This is a genomic window from Oceanispirochaeta sp., assembly GCF_027859075.1.
Taxonomy (GTDB): domain Bacteria; phylum Spirochaetota; class Spirochaetia; order DSM-2461; family DSM-2461; genus Oceanispirochaeta.
In genome coordinates, this window is the sequence record NZ_JAQIBL010000191.1 from 41,531 (window position 1) to 57,918 (window position 16,388).

The 16,388-nt window shown below is 44.2% G+C and carries 17 protein-coding genes, 1 tRNA gene and 1 pseudogene; 4 read left to right on the forward strand and 15 right to left on the reverse strand.

The window, feature by feature from the left end; translation table 11 throughout:
- The first annotated feature begins 14 nt into the window (after nucleotides 1-14).
- A complete protein-coding gene (locus tag PF479_RS10645; protein ID WP_298006079.1) occupies nucleotides 15-677 on the forward strand; it encodes an RlmE family RNA methyltransferase in 663 nt (220 codons plus the stop codon).
- On the opposite strand, the pseudogene PF479_RS10650 reads toward PF479_RS10645, so the two are convergent.
- From PF479_RS10650 to PF479_RS10710, 13 genes and pseudogenes are all read right to left on the reverse strand, one after another.
- Nucleotides 605-2,098: pseudogene (locus PF479_RS10650) on the reverse strand (EAL domain-containing protein). The gene PF479_RS10645 and the pseudogene PF479_RS10650 sit on opposite strands and share 73 nt — an antisense overlap.
- A gap of 47 nt (nucleotides 2,099-2,145) precedes the next feature.
- The gene (gene holA / locus PF479_RS10655) at nucleotides 2,146-3,117 is read right to left on the reverse strand and encodes a DNA polymerase III subunit delta (protein WP_298006082.1); all 972 of its coding nucleotides are present in this window, start codon (nucleotides 3,115-3,117) and stop codon (nucleotides 2,146-2,148) included.
- Entirely contained in the window at nucleotides 3,110-3,712 is a 603-nt protein-coding gene (lexA, locus tag PF479_RS10660) for a transcriptional repressor LexA (RefSeq protein ID WP_298006085.1), read from the reverse strand. Before lexA ends, holA begins: the two co-directional genes overlap by 8 nt.
- A complete protein-coding gene (locus tag PF479_RS10665; RefSeq protein ID WP_298006088.1) occupies nucleotides 3,709-5,070 on the reverse strand; it encodes a sigma-54 dependent transcriptional regulator in 1,362 nt (453 codons plus the stop codon). Before PF479_RS10665 ends, lexA begins: the two co-directional genes overlap by 4 nt.
- Nucleotides 5,045-6,826: an ATP-binding protein gene (locus tag PF479_RS10670; protein ID WP_298006091.1), complete on the reverse strand. Its 1,782-nt coding sequence runs from the start codon at nucleotides 6,824-6,826 to the stop codon at nucleotides 5,045-5,047. Before PF479_RS10670 ends, PF479_RS10665 begins: the two co-directional genes overlap by 26 nt.
- On the reverse strand, nucleotides 6,823-7,413 hold the full coding sequence (locus PF479_RS10675; RefSeq protein ID WP_298006093.1) for a hypothetical protein: 591 nt from the start codon (nucleotides 7,411-7,413) through the stop codon (nucleotides 6,823-6,825). Before PF479_RS10675 ends, PF479_RS10670 begins: the two co-directional genes overlap by 4 nt.
- Nucleotides 7,370-7,636, reverse strand: a complete 267-nt coding sequence (locus PF479_RS10680) for an HPr family phosphocarrier protein (RefSeq protein WP_298006096.1) — start codon at nucleotides 7,634-7,636, stop codon at nucleotides 7,370-7,372. Before PF479_RS10680 ends, PF479_RS10675 begins: the two co-directional genes overlap by 44 nt.
- Nucleotides 7,637-7,639: 3 nt before the next feature.
- Nucleotides 7,640-8,629 carry an HPr(Ser) kinase/phosphatase gene (hprK, locus tag PF479_RS10685; RefSeq protein ID WP_298006099.1) on the reverse strand — a complete coding sequence of 330 codons (990 nt, stop codon included), beginning with the start codon at nucleotides 8,627-8,629 and terminating at the stop codon, nucleotides 7,640-7,642.
- Nucleotides 8,630-8,836: 207 nt separating this feature from the next.
- Nucleotides 8,837-9,151, reverse strand: a complete 315-nt coding sequence (gene raiA, locus PF479_RS10690) for a ribosome-associated translation inhibitor RaiA (RefSeq protein ID WP_298006102.1) — start codon at nucleotides 9,149-9,151, stop codon at nucleotides 8,837-8,839.
- Nucleotides 9,152-9,212: 61 nt separating this feature from the next.
- The gene (gene rpoN, locus PF479_RS10695) at nucleotides 9,213-10,580 is read right to left on the reverse strand and encodes an RNA polymerase factor sigma-54 (RefSeq protein WP_298006105.1); all 1,368 of its coding nucleotides are present in this window, start codon (nucleotides 10,578-10,580) and stop codon (nucleotides 9,213-9,215) included.
- A gap of 93 nt (nucleotides 10,581-10,673) precedes the next feature.
- Nucleotides 10,674-11,423, reverse strand: a complete 750-nt coding sequence (gene lptB / locus PF479_RS10700; RefSeq protein WP_298006109.1) for an LPS export ABC transporter ATP-binding protein — start codon at nucleotides 11,421-11,423, stop codon at nucleotides 10,674-10,676.
- On the reverse strand, nucleotides 11,420-12,130 hold the full coding sequence (locus PF479_RS10705) for an LptA/OstA family protein (RefSeq protein ID WP_298006111.1): 711 nt from the start codon (nucleotides 12,128-12,130) through the stop codon (nucleotides 11,420-11,422). Before PF479_RS10705 ends, lptB begins: the two co-directional genes overlap by 4 nt.
- Nucleotides 12,123-12,671, reverse strand: coding sequence for a hypothetical protein (locus PF479_RS10710; RefSeq protein WP_298006114.1), 549 nt, complete (start codon nucleotides 12,669-12,671; stop codon nucleotides 12,123-12,125). The genes PF479_RS10705 and PF479_RS10710 overlap by 8 nt, the downstream gene beginning before the upstream one ends.
- A gap of 138 nt (nucleotides 12,672-12,809) precedes the next feature.
- Here PF479_RS10710 and PF479_RS10715 point away from each other — a divergent pair, with 138 nt between their 5' ends.
- Both PF479_RS10715 and PF479_RS10720 read left to right on the forward strand, forming a co-directional pair.
- Nucleotides 12,810-13,628, forward strand: coding sequence for a protein-glutamate O-methyltransferase CheR (locus PF479_RS10715; protein WP_298006117.1), 819 nt, complete (start codon nucleotides 12,810-12,812; stop codon nucleotides 13,626-13,628).
- Nucleotides 13,629-13,643: 15 nt separating this feature from the next.
- Nucleotides 13,644-14,789 (forward strand): chemotaxis response regulator protein-glutamate methylesterase, encoded by a 1,146-nt coding sequence (locus PF479_RS10720; RefSeq protein WP_298006120.1) that lies wholly within the window; start codon nucleotides 13,644-13,646, stop codon nucleotides 14,787-14,789.
- 5 nt (nucleotides 14,790-14,794) lie between these two features.
- Here PF479_RS10720 and PF479_RS10725 read toward each other — a convergent pair whose 3' ends face one another.
- Both PF479_RS10725 and PF479_RS10730 read right to left on the reverse strand, forming a co-directional pair.
- A complete protein-coding gene (locus PF479_RS10725; RefSeq protein WP_298006123.1) occupies nucleotides 14,795-15,262 on the reverse strand; it encodes a SoxR reducing system RseC family protein in 468 nt (155 codons plus the stop codon).
- On the reverse strand, nucleotides 15,240-16,052 hold the full coding sequence (locus PF479_RS10730) for a TIGR00282 family metallophosphoesterase (RefSeq protein ID WP_298006125.1): 813 nt from the start codon (nucleotides 16,050-16,052) through the stop codon (nucleotides 15,240-15,242). The genes PF479_RS10725 and PF479_RS10730 overlap by 23 nt, the downstream gene beginning before the upstream one ends.
- Before the next feature lie 127 nt (nucleotides 16,053-16,179).
- Between PF479_RS10730 and PF479_RS10735 the strand changes: the two genes are divergently transcribed.
- Nucleotides 16,180-16,263: transfer RNA gene (locus PF479_RS10735), tRNA-Leu, on the forward strand.
- The last annotated feature ends 125 nt before the right edge of the window (nucleotides 16,264-16,388 follow it).

Consider the following 16,388-nt stretch of genomic DNA (forward strand, 5'->3'; position numbering starts at 1 on the left):
AAGGAGTACCCGCCATGTCCAACAGGAGCCGCCCGGATTTCTATTCTCAAAAAGCCAAAAAAGAAGGCTATATGGCCCGTTCGGTGTACAAACTGGAGGAAATTCAGACCAAAAACCGTCTGATAAAACCAGGTGACAGGATCCTCGATGTGGGGGCATCTCCGGGAAGCTGGACCCAATACTGTCTACGCCTGCTCAAAGGAAAAGGTGCTGTCATAGCGGCAGACCTTAAGCCTCTGGGACAATTCAAGATAAATGGGGAACTACATTTCATCCTGGGAGATGTATTTTCTCAGGACGTCCGGGGTAGTCTGTCTGAGCTGGGACCTTTTGACGTAATTATAAGCGATGCGGCCCCTTCAACCACAGGCAACAGACTGATGGACACAAGACGTTCCTACAACCTGGTTGAGCAGATCCTGGACTTTGCCCTGATCTGGCTGAAGCCGGGGGGGAACTTTACGGTCAAGGTATTTCAAGGTGGTGATGAAACCGAGATTTTTGATAAGATGAAAAACGAATTTGATCTGGTAAAAAAACTAAAACCCAAGGCCGTCCGGAAAGAGTCTTTTGAGTATTACTTCATTGGCCTGGGTAAAAAAAATCAGTCGGCAGTCAGAGCAACTGAACCCAGAACAACACGGCCGATAGATCCCGCTCCCGGTTCTCCCAGATAGTAGCCCTGGGAATAGTCAATTCCCAGAGAGCGGACCACATCGTAAATTTCCAGGGAATGAACATATTCTGCAATAGTTCTGGTTCCCGTGCGTTTGGCAAAACCCACAATGGTCTCGGCTATAATCAAGGCATTCTAGTCATGGTCCAGGTTCCGGATAATGGATGCATCAATCTTTAAATAATCCACATCCAGCTCCATGATATAATTAAAATTTGAATAACCCGTACCAAAATCATCTAAAGCGATGGAACATCCGTAATCTTTAACCATGCGGACAAACTCGAGAACTTCGGGAACCCCCTCAATATTTTCACTTTCCAGGATTTCAAAACAGAGCCGGGGTGCTTCCTTCCAGTGATTATCCAGAATCCTCTTGATGAACAAGACGGTATCCCTATTCTGTATATCCTCGACGGAAATATTAAAACTATATTCCAATACAGAGTTTTTCATCTCCCGTATGATCTTCCGCAGCATAATCCGGGACAGTGAAGGATACTGGCGGGACCTCACGGATATTTTGAGAAATTTGTCCGGGTAGATTATTGTCTCATCGATATCAATGATGCGCATAAGGCACTCATATTTTTCAATCTGGCCTGTCCGGTTATTAATTATGGGCTGAAAGTAGGGAACAACACGATCATCACGGATAGATTTCTTGACCTCATGAGTCCAGCGGATATTTTCTTCATACTCCCGGGGAATGTTCATTGAGTGATGATACACCAGAAAGGAAACTCTCCTCTCTTTGGCCTTTTTAAGGGCCATATCCGCCTGTGCCAGTATTCCAGGAGTCCGGTTGTTCATGTCTTCCATCAGATCTTTACTCAGAACTGAAGCAATTCCCAGAGAGATTGTGATAGTAATCTCAGTTTCATTCACCTGAAAAGGGTAATCATTCACCATTTCAATGATCACATCGGCGGTTCTGCGGATTCGCTCCTCGTCCTGGGAATAGTTGAACAGAAAAGCAAACTCATCAATTTCCAGTTTGTAGAGGTCGACGCCTTCAAACAAACGGGAATGGGATGACCGAGCCAGGCTTTTCAGTCGTTTGGCCAAAGAAAGGATAACTGCGTCACCAACTCTGTTGCCATAAAAATCATTGACTTCCTTGAAGGAGTCAATGTTGATTAGGAACAGGACAAGATCGTTCTGAACCGCTTCGAGACGAAGCTTTTCCCTGTTGGGAAGACCTGTCCTTCTGTCAAAATAAATTTTTTCGATAAGCCGTTCACGATCCTTGTTCCAATTCCTGAAGTAATAACGACTCAGAGGATAGGAAATGAGAACAATCAATACCAGCTTGGATATCAATGCAGCCAGAGAGTCCCGGGAGAACACACTGAGGGCGGCGAGAGAGCCCACCATGAGATAATAGGCCAGTAAGATTATAGGTTTGATTATTCGCTTCATATTTTAATCTCTAGATTAAAGGAATGTGGGAATTTCATTTCGTAAGCTTATTTTATTCCTCTAAAAGAGCGGATCAGAAATAGTTGGAAAGAAATAATCTGCATGCTCTTTTTCAACTCTCTCATCCGCCGGTCTAAAATCTCACCCTCCCGTTGAACCTGTTCCAATTCTTTTAATCCAAATTTTCTTAGACCGTCTCCGGTGATTTTCTGATTCTTTTTACCCCTGATTTCATACATTTGAAAAGCAGTCTGCAATGCTTCTCCTTCGGCAAGGGCAGTCTTAACCTTGAGGACCCGGCGAATCTGCCTCATCAGCCCTGAAAGAAGGTATACAAGGTCGGCATCACCGGAAAGTGTTATTTTTGAAAAGACCTCCAAGGTTCCCGAGAGATCCTTGAGTAGTATCTTTTCAAAAAGGGTGAAGACATTCTCTTCCTTGCTGTGATATACGAAGTTATCAATATCTTCATCCTGAATGACATCGCCGATATTGAAGTAAAAAGACAACTTTTGACAGGCTTCCTTGAGATCGACAGTATTATTATCGACCATCTCCAGGAGAACATGGATGGCTCTAGCCTCTATCTTCATTCCCTGATCGGAAAAATACTTCTGAACCCAGTCTATTTTCTGATTATCGAACATTTCCCAGAAAATTTTCTTTTCCGACCCGGGAACCAGGGCGGCCAGCCTTTTATCAACACTGACAGAGTCGCTCAGAAATACCAGGGTTACATCTTCGGGCATATTCTTGCAGAACTGCCCCAGCATCTTGATGTCACCAGCCTTCTTAATCTCCTCACAACTTAAAATCACCGCCAATTTGTGAGACGAAAAGAGAGATCCGTTTCTGAGGATCGAAATGATCTGACTTATATCTGTATCAAATGGATAAAAACGATGAGACTCAGGCTCTTCACCGCCCTTCTTTTTCAAGACCTTTTTGAGATTATCCAGATACTGATCTTTTTGCCCCTTTTCGGGACCCAATAGCATATGAAGTTGTTTTTCAGCCATATTGCCTAATTATTGTAATTAATTTTCCCAGGATTCTGACATCCTGAGTAAAAATCGAGGGGTATGCCGGATTCTCAGCCTGGAGGCGGACCCGGTTTTTCTCTTTGTAAAAGCGTTTGAGAGTGACTGAGTCATCGACCATGGCTACAACGATTTCACCATTATCCGCCAGGGGCTGCTGCACAAAGACCGCCAGATCTCCATCCAGGATTCCCGCACCGGTCATGCTTTCGCCCTGAACTCTCAGGGCAAACAGATTGCCCTGCTTTAAAACGTCTATAGGAAGGGTGACAGATCCGTCATGATTTTCTTCTGCAAATAGGGGCAAACCTGCGGCGACACTGCCGAGAATCGGTATTTTCCTGCTTTCTTCACTCTCTTCTATATCGGGAGTCAGAGTAATAGCTCTAGACTTATTATGGCTGATGGCTATGACTTCTTTTTTCTCCAGGGCTTTCACATGATCATAAGCTCCTTTGACGGAAATGCTGAAATTTCTTCCAACTTCCCGGATAGAGGGAGGATACTGATTATCCTGAATATAACCCCGTATAAAGTCCAGAATCTCACCCTGTCGTTTTGTCAAAGTTTTCATTTTATTATTTCCAGACCATATTTTTTAATCTTGCTATGAAGATTACTGGGATAGATTCCCAGATCCTGAGCAGTTTTGGATATATTATACCCGTTTGTTTCCAATCTGTCCTGTAAAAGAATCTGCTCAAATTCATCCCTGGCTTCATTCAACTTCTTGGTGCCGAATTTTTCAAGGAGGGGTGATTTTCTGGCAATCTTCTGTTCTCCCAGAAATTGCATCACCAATTCAAGAGAAATCACATTCCCATCGGACATAATATTAATTCTTTCCATGAAATTTTTCAATTCCCGGATGTTTCCCGACCAGGGAAATCGGGCCATTCCTTCCAGGCCTTCAACAGAGATGCTGCGGGGTTCCTGTCCGGAGGGTGTATACAACTTCATAAAATGATTTACCAGCAGAGGCAGATCCTCAATCCTTTCACTTAAAGAGGGTACATGAATAGGCACAACATTGAGCCTGAAATAAAGGTCTTCCCGGAAGTGATTCTCCTCAATTTCTCTCATAATATCTTTATTGGTGGCAGAAATGACTCGCACATCTACCGAAACCTGTTCCGTACCGCCAATCCGGTCAAATTTCATCTCCTGAATAGCCCGAAGCACCTTGGCTTGGGCGCCAAGAGACATATCAGCGACTTCATCCAGAAAAAGAGTTCCTCCGTCAGCCATCTCAAACTTTCCCTTCTTGAGTCTTGCGGCACCTGTAAAGGACCCTTTTTCATGTCCAAAGAGTTCACTCTCAATCAGGTTTTCCGGTATGGCGGCACAATTGACCTCAATAAATGGTTCATACCTGCGGGAGCTGCTATTATGAAGAGCCCGGGCTACCAGCTCTTTCCCCGTTCCATTATCTCCCAGGATCATGACCCGGGCATCAGAATCGGCACTCTGTTTGATGATTTCACGAATCTGCCTGATTCCTTCGCTTTCACCGATCATCTGATCATCCAGGACACCCGCTGTTTTCAGAGAACGGTTCTCCTTCTTAAGCTTTTCCAGTTCAATAGCATTTCGACTCAGGGTAATCACCCTGGTCAGATCCAGAGGTTTTTCCAGGAAATCAAAAGCTCCCATCTTTATGGCTTTAACCGCCAGATCTACATTGGCATGCCCCGAGATGATAAGAACTGAGACGACAGGATACTCTTCCCGGAGGATTTTAAGCACTTCTATCCCGCCCATCCTGGGCAGCCAGATATCCAGAAACACAAGATCTACCGGCTCAGTCTTCATCATACGAAGGCCTTCGATCCCATCTGGAGCCTCAAGGACTTCATAACCCTCGTCGCTCAGAATATCCTTAAGAACATCTCTGACAGAAGGTTCATCATCTATAATCAGTATCCTTTCCATACATCTCCTCATAAGGCAGGTCCAGGTAAAAGGTTGTCCCTTCTCCCGGGGACGACTCAACCCAGATACGTCCTTTATGGTCATGAATAATTCTTTCTACAATTGAAAGGCCTAATCCTGTTCCTTTATCTCTTGTTGTAAAATAGGGATTGAATACCTGATCAAGCAAGTCTTCAGGGATTCCGGGTCCGGAATCAGATACCTGTACCCTAGAGTAAACAGAATAACCTTTCTTCACAAGATCGGCTCTCAAGATTATGATACCCTCACCCCCCATAGCCTGCAGTGCATTAGAGAACAGATTCTGAAAAACCTGCCGGAATTGACCCGGATCAGCGTGTATGTAAAGATCATCCCTGAGATCTTCTGTCAGAAAGGTGACTCCCGGAGAGGACTCCTCCAGGACCTCAATGATGGAATGAAGGAATTTTTTTAAATTCAACTCTTCCATGGCCGGCGATTTCTGCCGGGCAAACTCCCTGAATTCTGTGAGAAGACTGTTGAGATTATCCACTTCCACAAGGATTCTATTCATTCCTTTCCGAATAACCTGTTCAGGAATCTCATCATCACCCAGGCGGGTCAGAACTCTCTGGGCATACAAACGGATAGGAGTCAGAGGATTTCGTATCTCATGAGCCAGCCTCTGGGCAATATCCTGCCAGGCTGATACTTTTTCGGTCTGCAGGGTCTCCATGCGGGAGACTTCCAGCTCTTTGACCATGGTATTGAAAGAATCGGTGAGAAAAGAAAAATCATCATTCTCCCTGCTGAGGAGTCGATAGGAATAGTCCCCCTGGGCAACTCGTCTGGTTGCTTCTTCCAGCCCCAGAAAGGGTTTTATCATACGCTGGCTTATGACCAGGGCGACTACAAATCCCAGAAAAAGCATGGGTACCAGAAAAATAGCATAGAAGAGAATCAATCCGACGCTGAAAAGTCTATCATACTCTTCAAACTGTTTGAACTTTTCAATACCCTGTGTGAGATTTCGGGCATGATCGTCAAATTCCCGGGGGATGGTTCTATACAGAACAACCTTATAGGGAGTTCCGCTGCTCTTTAATTCTTTCATATACCCGAGAATGCTGAAGTCGGGAACCGTCCTTTTGGGTATAAGCCCGGGCTTGATCAGTTCCAGCTCTTCCCGGGAATAGGTCAATCGGGGATCACCAAACACATATAAATCCTCAGGAGAAAGAATCTGGATTCCCTCAATCATCGGAAACTGAGACTTCAGTTCCTTCCAAACCCGTTCCGGGGATTGGGAAACCCGGGAGGCAGAAAGAGATAAATAGGGGCTGTTCCCAATGTCCTCCAACTCACGGTTCAAATCAAAATAATACTCCAAAGCGATTTCCAGTCCGCTATCAAGGGCCATTCCCACTTCCGGACCGAACCATTGGTTAAAAACCATGTCTACAAATCGCAGAGATAAAACAGTTTGAGGAAGGGAGATGAGGAAGATGATCAGAAAAATCAGCAGCACAAGACGCAGCCTGAAACGGTATGAGGAATGCTTCGATCGGACTTTACGCCAGACATAAATGAAACTGTACCCCAATGAAATGATCAGAATCAAAGGAATGGCCATCAACAACACCAGGGAGATTCCATCCTCACCGATGGTGTTCTGATCCATACTTCCCAGAATGTTGGAAGAAAAAACGAGAATCAGGACAATAACCAGAAGGTAGAGAAGGATGACCGTAATCACGCTATTTTGGAGGAATTCTCTAATGGATTGGAATTTCAATAAAAATCCCCCTGGAATACGGGCTCCCATGAACCCTGTCTGATGAATTTACCGGGCAGGAGGTACAAGATGCTGAAGGGAGGGACCAGTTTTTTATATATTATTTTTTCCCGGACTTTAAGTATTGGATCTGAATCTTTGGGAATATGGATACCCGAAGGGTAAATCAGGATGCCGGAAAATGCCTTAAAAAAAAGGTCCCAATCCCGGTACACAGCGGATTCCCGTCCATTGAGGAGCAATATATAGTCCCCTGTAATCTTGTCTCTAAAACCGGTTTTTCTGATATGTATTTCCAGATGCTCTCCTCCGATGGAGTAAGGGCTGCCGCTCATCTGAATTCGGAAGCTGGCAAATATTTCCGACTGATGCCCATTGTTTATATTGCTCCGGATTAATGCCTCAGGGATAGGATCTGGATGAAAGTACAAAACCAGAGAACCATCTTCTCCTGTGCTGTATGAAGCTATAGGAGTATTCAGTCCGAATAAGGGAGAAGCTGATATGATCAGAACTAGAAGGATTCTGATGCCGTATCCTGGATCATTCCTCTTCAAACCTGCTTTCAAAAAGGGCAAACAACGCATCAAGTGCTCCTTGCTCATCCGGACCTTCGGCGGTAAGTACGACCTTGGTATCATATCCGGCACCCATTGTCAGGATTCCCATAATGGACTTGGCATTTATTTTTTCAGACCCCATCTCGATAAAGATCGTGGATTCAAATTGAGAGGCTGTCTGCACAATCAGGGCCGCAGGTCTGGCATGCAGCCCTGCTCTATTTTTTACAAGTGTATCTTTCTGAACCATTCTTTAATCCTGCTTAGTCAAATAGTTATCCTGATACATCTTTCTGGCATTGTCACTTTCCAGCATCTGTATCAGATTTTTATTAAATTCTTTAGCAGCATAATGCCCTTTATGTTTCAAGCGCTCATTTAAGGCTGCCGCTTCAATAATCACCGGAATGTTCCTGCCTGGTTTGACGGGAATATTAAAAGTGGATATCTTCACTCCCAGTATATCAGATGTAACTTCCACCGTACCAAGTCGATCATAATTTTTTGAAGAATCCCATTCTTCAAGATTGATCACCATCTGAACCTGTTTCTTATCTCTTATTCCTCTTACTCCGAAAATCTGGGAAACATTGATGATTCCCAATCCCCGAATCTCCATATGATGCCCCAGTATCCGGTCATCACTAAACCCCATAAGGATGCTTCCATTGAAACATTTCATCAAAACAGAATCATCAGAAATCAACCGGTGGCCCCGTTCTAATAGTTCCAGCGCCGTTTCACTCTTCCCGACACCGCTTTCTCCTTTGATCAGAACTCCCATTCCAAACACTTCAACCAGAACACCATGCTGTTTTTCCTGGGGTGCCAGAATATCTCCCAGAGTCCGGATAATTTTAACAGAAAACTCATTAGAGGGCAGAGGTGTCTGAAGAACGGGAACACCCGCTTTTTCTGCCAGCACCAAAAACCAGTCAGCCGGAGTTTTTTCCCTGCAGAAAACACAAAAAGGAATAGGAAAGGAAAAAAGCTTTTCTACCGATGAAAAATCACCGGTCTCTTCCATTTCCTTCAAATACTCATGTTCAGCCGAGCCGAAAACCTGTACCCGCTGGGGTGCAAAGGTCTTAAAAAACCCTGTGAGGGCCAGTCCCGGCCGGTTTAATTCCATATGATCAATCGTCTTGGCCAGACCCTTCCGTCCGGCAAGACATTTCAGCTTCAGAGCATTATAGTCGCGCAGATCCAGATCCATCAGATCCAGAACTGTAATTTTTTCCATCTGGTTCCTCAACTTTCCAGGAATGACTCCGGACCATTGATTTTATCTGTTTTTTTGTGAAAATTCTACTCTTTTTTAAATGCGACAGGATTTCACTCCGAATTGGGAACATTTGAATGCCAGCAGAAAGATAAAAAAGGCTTCGCTGGGCAAACAAAAAGACCCTCTCTTGGTTTGAGAGGGTCCCGTATTCAAAAAGCCATAACCTTAAATTTCAGGTTTTTCGGCCATATGTTCCTGGATTTTTTCTTTCTCTTTTGTTGTTTTATGCTCCATTTTATCAAACATAATATCGATAGCTTTAAACAAGTCCCGATCTTCAACCTTGACATGGCTGTTCTGACCCCACCGAAAATGGGCGTCTGATGAAGCAATATAAAGGCCTTTGGGTTCTCGGGATAATGTAATGTGGAAATCAACGATCAGATCCTCCACATGTTTAAGCCGCTTCAGCTTTTTTTCCACGTATTCCCGGGTGCTGTCAGAAACATCATAATGAACACCTTTTAGCTCTACAGTCATAGAAGCCTCCTATCAAATGGTGTCGACAGTGAACTGCGGCACCAAAAAAAAATATAAATTATTACCGCTTGAAGGATGAGCCCAGTGCAAGTTCTTTTCTGTACTTGGCAACCGTCCTCCTTGCAATATTAATTCCTTTCTTACTCAGAATCTCTGAAATCTTCTGATCAGACAGCTTTTTTTCATCCGTGGATTCTGCAATGATCTCACGGACAACCTCTTTAACTCCTTCCTTGGAGAATCGGGAACCTCCAGATCCGGCCCCGGAAATAGAATTGGTAAAAAAATGTTTCAGTTCGTATATACCCCATTCGGTTTGAACATACTTATTGGTCGTAATCCTGGAAACAGTGGCTTCATGCACACCTATTTCACCAGCAACATCCTTTAGGGTCAGGGGATTTAAATATTTAGGGCCTCTCCTGAAAAAGTCCCTTTGAAACTCAAGAATGGCTGTTGCAGTCTTAAGCAAAGTCATATTCCTTTGATTTATACTTCCAATAAACCATCGGGCATCTCTGACCCTTCCGTTCACAAACTGTTTGACCCTCTTATCTTCGACGCCCCCCCCCTCCTGAATGTCTTCGAAGAAGGAATTGATACGCAGAACCGGAATTTCCTCGTCGTTAAGAACGATTACAAACTCACCTTCCTTCTTCCGGACAATCAAATCCGGGATGACATAGTTATAAGAACTTTGAGAGTAGATGCTGCCGGGATAAGGGTCCAGGGACTTGAGGAAATCCATTATCTCATCCCATCTTTCTCTGCTGATTTTCAGCTGCCTTATAATTTCATTATATTTCTCTTTCTCCAGCAATTCCATTAAATCGGTCAGAACCGTGTCCACTTCTTCGGGCATATCCTCCCTAAGGTGAGCCTGAATCAGTAGGGACTCTCTATGATCGGCGGCACAAACCCCCAAAGGATCAAAGTCCTGAATGAGGTGAATCATCTTTTCAAGGAGGGACCGCTCTCCTTCCCGCACAAGTGTGTCGGGGGAATCCATATGAAAGCCATTTCCATCGAGGTTGCTGATAAGAAGCTCACCAATACGGTTCTCTTCTTCCGAGAGAACTGTCATGTGCAGCTGCCACAAGAGATGATCCTGCAACGACTCACTCCGGAATATAGTTCCCTCAAGGAATTTACGTTTCGTATCCTCTCCCGTATTAGGGACTCTCTGGTACCCCGGATCCGATGAATTCTCAAAAGGATCATAATCATCACTTTTTTTAGAGGGCATTTCATCCAGGGTGGCGGGTTTTAAAGAATCGACTTCTTCCAGGGCGGGATTTTTCTCCACCTCTTCGGCAATTTTCTGCCTGAGATCCTGAATAGGAAGAGCCATCAGCTGTATAGACTGATACATCTGTGGACTCATTTTAAGTCGCTGTTCCTGTGATATGACGGTTCTTTGAACCTGCAAAAGGGCCTCCGTTTTTTTAACTGATCACCAAGAGGAATTGTATCATTAAACCCGGTTTTAGCAAGATCAATAACCGGATATGTTCATTGAGAGTTACATTGAAAAATCTTTTCCCAGGTATATGGTTCGTGCCAGCTCACTTTCTAAAAGCTCTTCTTTGCTTCCACTGACAATGATCTCACCCAGGTTCGTGATATAGGAGCGATGAGTGATGGTGAAGGTATCCCGTACATTATGGTCGGTTATCAGAATGCCGATTCCTCGTTCAGAAAGGTGCTCTATGATTTTTTTAATCTCGTAGACAGCAATGGGATCAATTCCGGCAAAAGGTTCATCCAGAAGCAGAAAACGGGGATCCGTCGCCAGAGAGCGGGCAATTTCCGTCCGCCTTCTTTCCCCTCCCGAGAGAGTAAAAGCTTTCTGTCTCCGAACCTTCTGTACTCCCAGGTCCTCAATGAGGTGCTCCATCTTTTCTTTCTTTTCTACTTTACTCAAATCATCCCGCGTTTCGAGAATGGCCCAGATATTGTCTTCCACCGTCAGCTTCCGAAAAACTGAGGGCTCCTGAGGCAGGTATGAAATGCCCAGGCGGGAACGCTTGTACATCGGCTCGTTGGTGATGTCAGTATTATCCAGAAGAATGCGTCCCGCTGTGGCTCTGATAAATCCTGCAATGATATAAAAACAAGTGGTTTTGCCGGCTCCGTTGGGACCTAAAAGGCCAACGATTTCCCCCTGATGCATAGTAAAACTCATGGTTTTAACGGCGACTTTTTTTCCATACAATTTTTTAACATTTTCGACTTGAAGAGACTTTGTATCAGAAATCATTGCCTTACTCATGGGCTCTCCTCAGGTGTTTCCAATTCCGTGTCAGCCTGGGAGTCTTCGACGACTTCGGCCGGATTGTTCTCTGCATCATTATCATCCTGGCTCTTGGAAAGCAGTGACCCCTGAACTACCCCTTCCATCCTGATTTCATCCGTATCCAGATCTACAGTGATACGGGAGGCTCTGAAAACATCGTCCTTTCTATAGACGACGGGTAAACCGGTTAGTTCAAGAACATTCCGGTCTCTGTAATACACGGCAAATTCACTCCTGCAAGCCAGATCTTCTTTGAGAATACGCACTCCGACCTGTAGAATAATCAGATCGTCCTTTTCCCTATTTTCAAAATAGCTGCATTTAATAATCATCTTATTTTCTCTGTCTTCCATCATGGAAGGACCGGTTATTCTGATGATTCTATTGTCATTATCATAATGAAACACATCCGATGTCAGAGTAAAGTTTTTTTCAAGGTCCTCCACTTCAACGTTTCCTTCACAGATGAAAAACTGAAAATCCTTACCTAGAATCTCAACACGATCAGCCTTGATCTTCTTCTTCTCCGACTGTATCAACACATTCCCTTCAAGGAGGGTGTTTTCTTTCCCCTCGGCCATGACCGATTTTAAAAAATCACTGGTAAAACTGTACTGCTCTGCTGTGATCGGTAAAAGGGAGAACAGAAGCATTATTAAAAATAGAAACCTTTTTTTATTCATCCTTACTTCCTGATTCAAGAGATCCACCGATTCCAGATGAAAAAATTGTTGTATTTGTATATAAGTCTGCCACAAAACCAGCCCCTTCCAGAAGGGATCCGTTATCCATCATGATCGTGACCCGGGATTCTTCCATACTGGAGAGCTCTCTTTTTTCATCCAGCCAGCTCAGATTCTCGGCTTTGACAGAGGCTTCATTCCTCAGGGAGTATCCCTGGATATGGCCCTGGATCTTTGCATCATTGTTATCAGAAATCAGCAGATATTCGGCTTCTCCCGTCGTGATCACGTCCCGGCCACTTCCAAACTCATTAAAGACAAACTTTATCAGCTCCGTTTCTTCCCTTTTTTCCCAGACAATTGCCTCTTCGGCTTGAAAAGTGACCTTTGGCTGTCCGCCCTGAACCTGAACTCGTTTCACACCATAGAGCCTGGATGTTGGGATAGACTCATCCAGGCTGTCACTGAAAGATGAATCATAATCCAGAGAACATGAGAAATTAAGAAAAATAATTAAAACCGAGAAGAGTATCTTTTTCACTTTCAGGAAATTATCGGTTTATATGCCCCTCCTGTCAATCAACAAAGGGATTGGAATTAAGTTCAAAAGTTTATAATATATTGACAGCACTGAATACTGGGAATTAGACTCAATATTAAGCCAAAGGACGGATAATAAATGTCAGACTTCCTGAAGGACTCTGATTTCATGAGAATTAGAGATCTCATATATAATGAAAGTGGAATCCATTTCTCTGATTCAAACAGAACCATTCTTGAAAGCCGATTGAAGGAACGCCTGAAACTTCTGAAACTGGAGAGCATCAGTGAGTACTATAATTCCTTGACAGGAAGTGACAGTGAGTTGAAAGATTTTCTGGATTCAGTCACGACCAATCTGACTCGCTTTTTCAGGAATCAGGCCCATTATGATACATTCATAAATTATGTGATTCCTGACCTGGTAGAACGCAAAAGAAAAAGTGGTGAAAAGAAAATCTCAATATGGAGTGCCGGATGTTCTACTGGAGAAGAACCCTATACAAATGCAATGGTCCTCAAAGAACACCTCCCTCCGGATTTCAAGATCGAAGTTGTAGCTTCTGACCTCAGTCTTAAATCATTGATGAAGGCAAAAGAAGGGGTTTATTTAAAGAATCGGATTACTGGAATCCCGGATAAATATCTGAATAAATACTTCACAGAAGAGGATAATAGCTATAGGGTTAAGCCGGAAATTGGGGGACTAATCAAATTTGATTATCACAACCTGAAATTCGGAAGCAGTTTGAAGAACCTGGACATTGTTTTCTGCAGGAACGTATTAATCTACTTTGATGAACCTGCACAAAAAAATGTTATTGACAACTTCTGGAATTCAATGGCCCCCCACTCCTATTTGTTTATTGGTCATTCCGAGTCACTTTTCGGCATGGATACTCAATTTAAATTTATTAAAACAGACTGGGCGTGTATCTACGGTAAAATTAAGGATTAAGTAAGAGAGGCTTCTGTGTCAGAGAACAAAATATCAGTGCTGGTTGTAGACGATTCGGCATTGATGAGAAATATAATATCCAAACTGATCGAAAAAGACAGCGATCTTCAGGTCGTTGGTACGGCCATGAATGGTCGTTTTGGATTGAACAAGATTCCCCGGCTGACCCCGGATGTGATTGTTCTGGACCTGGAAATGCCCGAAATGAACGGCATTGAGTTTCTTAAGGAGATGCATAGCCTAGGTCATAACATCCCTGTAATCATCCTGTCATCCATCGCCAAAAAAGGCGCCCGAATCACCATGGAAGCCCTGGCTCTGGGAGCCTCTGATTTTATAACAAAACCCAGCGGTTCGACTCCGGATGAGCTTGAAAAAATCGGAAATCAACTCGTAACAGTTCTTAAAGCCTTCGGTAGCAATTATAGAAGAAAGCAGGGGAACAGCGTTCCTCCTCTTGTGGACAAGCAGGTTCAGTCTCTGTCTATGGATATGGAAACCAATCGGCAGGAATCATCTCGTTTGCCTGGTAGAATCAGTATCAAACAGGATGCCTGGGAAAAAATAACACCTTCGAAAGAGCCGGAAAAGCCGGAAGTCATTGTCATTGGCATCTCAACTGGAGGACCAAATGCCCTCAGGAAGGTCTTTTCAGAAATAGATCCAGAACTTTCTGTACCGATTGTAGTGGTTCAGCATATGCCCGCCGGGTTCACCAAGGAGTTTGCCGCCAGTCTGAACAGGATTTGTCCACTGGAAGTCAAAGAAGCTGCTGAGGGTGACCTGGTCAAGGCAGGTAGGATACTGATTGCTCCAGGTGATGCTCATGTCTCTATCGAAAAGAAGTCCCTGGCCTCAATTATTCACCTCCACGATACTGAGCTGGTCAATGGACACAAGCCCTCTGCGGGGGTCCTTTTTGATTCGGTTGCCTGCGCTTATGGAAATAAATCCATTGCTGTGATCATGACAGGGATGGGTAAGGATGGAGCACGGGAAATCGGAAAGGTCTTCAAAGAGGGCGGGATGACGATTGCCCAGGATTCTTCCTCATGCATTGTCTATGGAATGCCCAGGGTCGCCGTAGAACATGACTACATCCGGAAAATCGTATCCCTGGATGACATGGCCCAGACCATCAGCAGGCTGGCGGCAGGCTAAAAAGCTCAACCGCAGCCTTTACAGGCTTTACAGGCGTCATGACAATCCATGAATTCCTTCATATCCTCTAATGACATCTTCCTCTTTATGACGGGTAGTTCTCCCGGTCCTTTGAATTTGCGCAGCAGAACATTCAGGCCCACTCCAGCGGCCAGACCCAGGACTCCAGAGAAAAACAGAAGAACTTCCACAGCTGTCAAAAAAGAAGCGATTCCATAAAAAGCCAGAAATCCTAAAAGAGGAACCATGAAGATCATAAAGGCCGCGATGATGGAAGACTTGGGATCTATCAGGATTTCCACCATATCACCCTTGGACAATGAAAATGCTTCTGGATTTTCGGCAGGAAAACAGCGTTCCTTGACCTTCCAGAAGGAGCGGGATGCTTTTGATTTATCCGCCTTGGGATTGGGATAACGGACAAGGATTGTATCATCCGTCAATTTTTCTTCAACGATTGTTGGTTGTATCATCAGGTTTCTCCGTACAGGGTATTCTTAAGGTTTCGATGCTCCGGGCTTTTCCCTGATCATCCAGATCAAGGAGAACGCCCTGCATTTCCAGCTGATCCCAGGCATCCTGGGACCTTTCTGGTATCTGAGTCAGGAATTTTTGAATCTCCAGATTCTTCTCCAGACCTCCCACAGAATGAAGGCTTCCACAGCGGCCGGCATCTGTAATCATGGCAGTTCCCTTTTTCATTAGGCCAGCATCCGCAGTTATGGCTTTCGTTCCCGTTCCAATCATGGCACTGGCATGGCCGTCTACAATATAAGCAAGGGTCTGCTTCTCTGCCGTTGTGGTAGCATGGAAGTTTACAATGATATGGGGGGTGGTTTCTTTCACTCGGCTGATCAGATCAGTGACATATGAAAATGGATTTGACAGGTGTACTCTCTGATATCCGGATTGACCCAGAAGACTAATGATGGCGATTTTCTGATCTCCCACATTATAGATACCCCATCCTCTTCCGGGACTACCGGGTGGATAGTTTGCAGGGCGGATCAAAAAGGATGCTTTTGGGATAAATCCCACCATATCCTTTTTATAGAAGACACATTCTCCCGAAGTAATGGCATCAAGTCCCAGTTTCTTCAGATACAGAGAATGATTCATTCCCATTCCAAAACCACCGGTCACACCGTTCCCGTTGGCAACGACAAAATCGAGGTTCTTTTCTTCTTTTAGTTTCGGAAGTAGTTTTTTGACAGTAAAGACACCGGCCTTACTGACAATCTCTCCAATAAACAGGATTCGCATGCCTCCTAAAATACTCAATTATTAAAAGGATAACAATTGCCAAACAAGGGCATTCTGGAGAATGTTTTTCACTTTCGAAACGGATGTTGACAAAGAAAACAAGCCTCACTATACTATTTCTACGTCTGCCTGGATGGTGAAATTGGTAGACACGCTAGTTTCAGGGACTAGTGCGGGTAACCGCGTGGAGGTTCGAGTCCTCTTCCAGGCACAATACAAACCCTTTCGGGGGATGAGATTAGAGCAACTTTAGCGAGTTGCTCTTTCTATTTATAACACGTCCGATTTTTGACTGACGCCAGTATTGACCCTTTTTGTTTTATAATTGCCATTTTA

Coding starts and splice junctions, on each gene's coding strand:
- PF479_RS10645 (WP_298006079.1), top strand. CDS start 15: ATGTCCAACAGGAGCCGCCCGGATTTCTATTCTCAAAAAGCCAAAAAA.
- holA (WP_298006082.1), bottom strand. CDS start 3,117: ATGGCTGAAAAACAACTTCATATGCTATTGGGTCCCGAAAAGGGGCAA.
- lexA (WP_298006085.1), bottom strand. CDS start 3,712: ATGAAAACTTTGACAAAACGACAGGGTGAGATTCTGGACTTTATACGG.
- PF479_RS10665 (WP_298006088.1), bottom strand. CDS start 5,070: ATGGAAAGGATACTGATTATAGATGATGAACCTTCTGTCAGAGATGTT.
- PF479_RS10675 (WP_298006093.1), bottom strand. CDS start 7,413: ATGCGTTGTTTGCCCTTTTTGAAAGCAGGTTTGAAGAGGAATGATCCA.
- PF479_RS10680 (WP_298006096.1), bottom strand. CDS start 7,636: ATGGTTCAGAAAGATACACTTGTAAAAAATAGAGCAGGGCTGCATGCC.
- hprK (WP_298006099.1), bottom strand. CDS start 8,629: ATGGAAAAAATTACAGTTCTGGATCTGATGGATCTGGATCTGCGCGAC.
- raiA (WP_298006102.1), bottom strand. CDS start 9,151: ATGACTGTAGAGCTAAAAGGTGTTCATTATGATGTTTCTGACAGCACC.
- lptB (WP_298006109.1), bottom strand. CDS start 11,423: ATGAGTAAGGCAATGATTTCTGATACAAAGTCTCTTCAAGTCGAAAAT.
- PF479_RS10705 (WP_298006111.1), bottom strand. CDS start 12,130: ATGAATAAAAAAAGGTTTCTATTTTTAATAATGCTTCTGTTCTCCCTT.
- PF479_RS10715 (WP_298006117.1), top strand. CDS start 12,810: ATGTCAGACTTCCTGAAGGACTCTGATTTCATGAGAATTAGAGATCTC.
- PF479_RS10725 (WP_298006123.1), bottom strand. CDS start 15,262: ATGATACAACCAACAATCGTTGAAGAAAAATTGACGGATGATACAATC.
- PF479_RS10730 (WP_298006125.1), bottom strand. CDS start 16,052: ATGCGAATCCTGTTTATTGGAGAGATTGTCAGTAAGGCCGGTGTCTTT.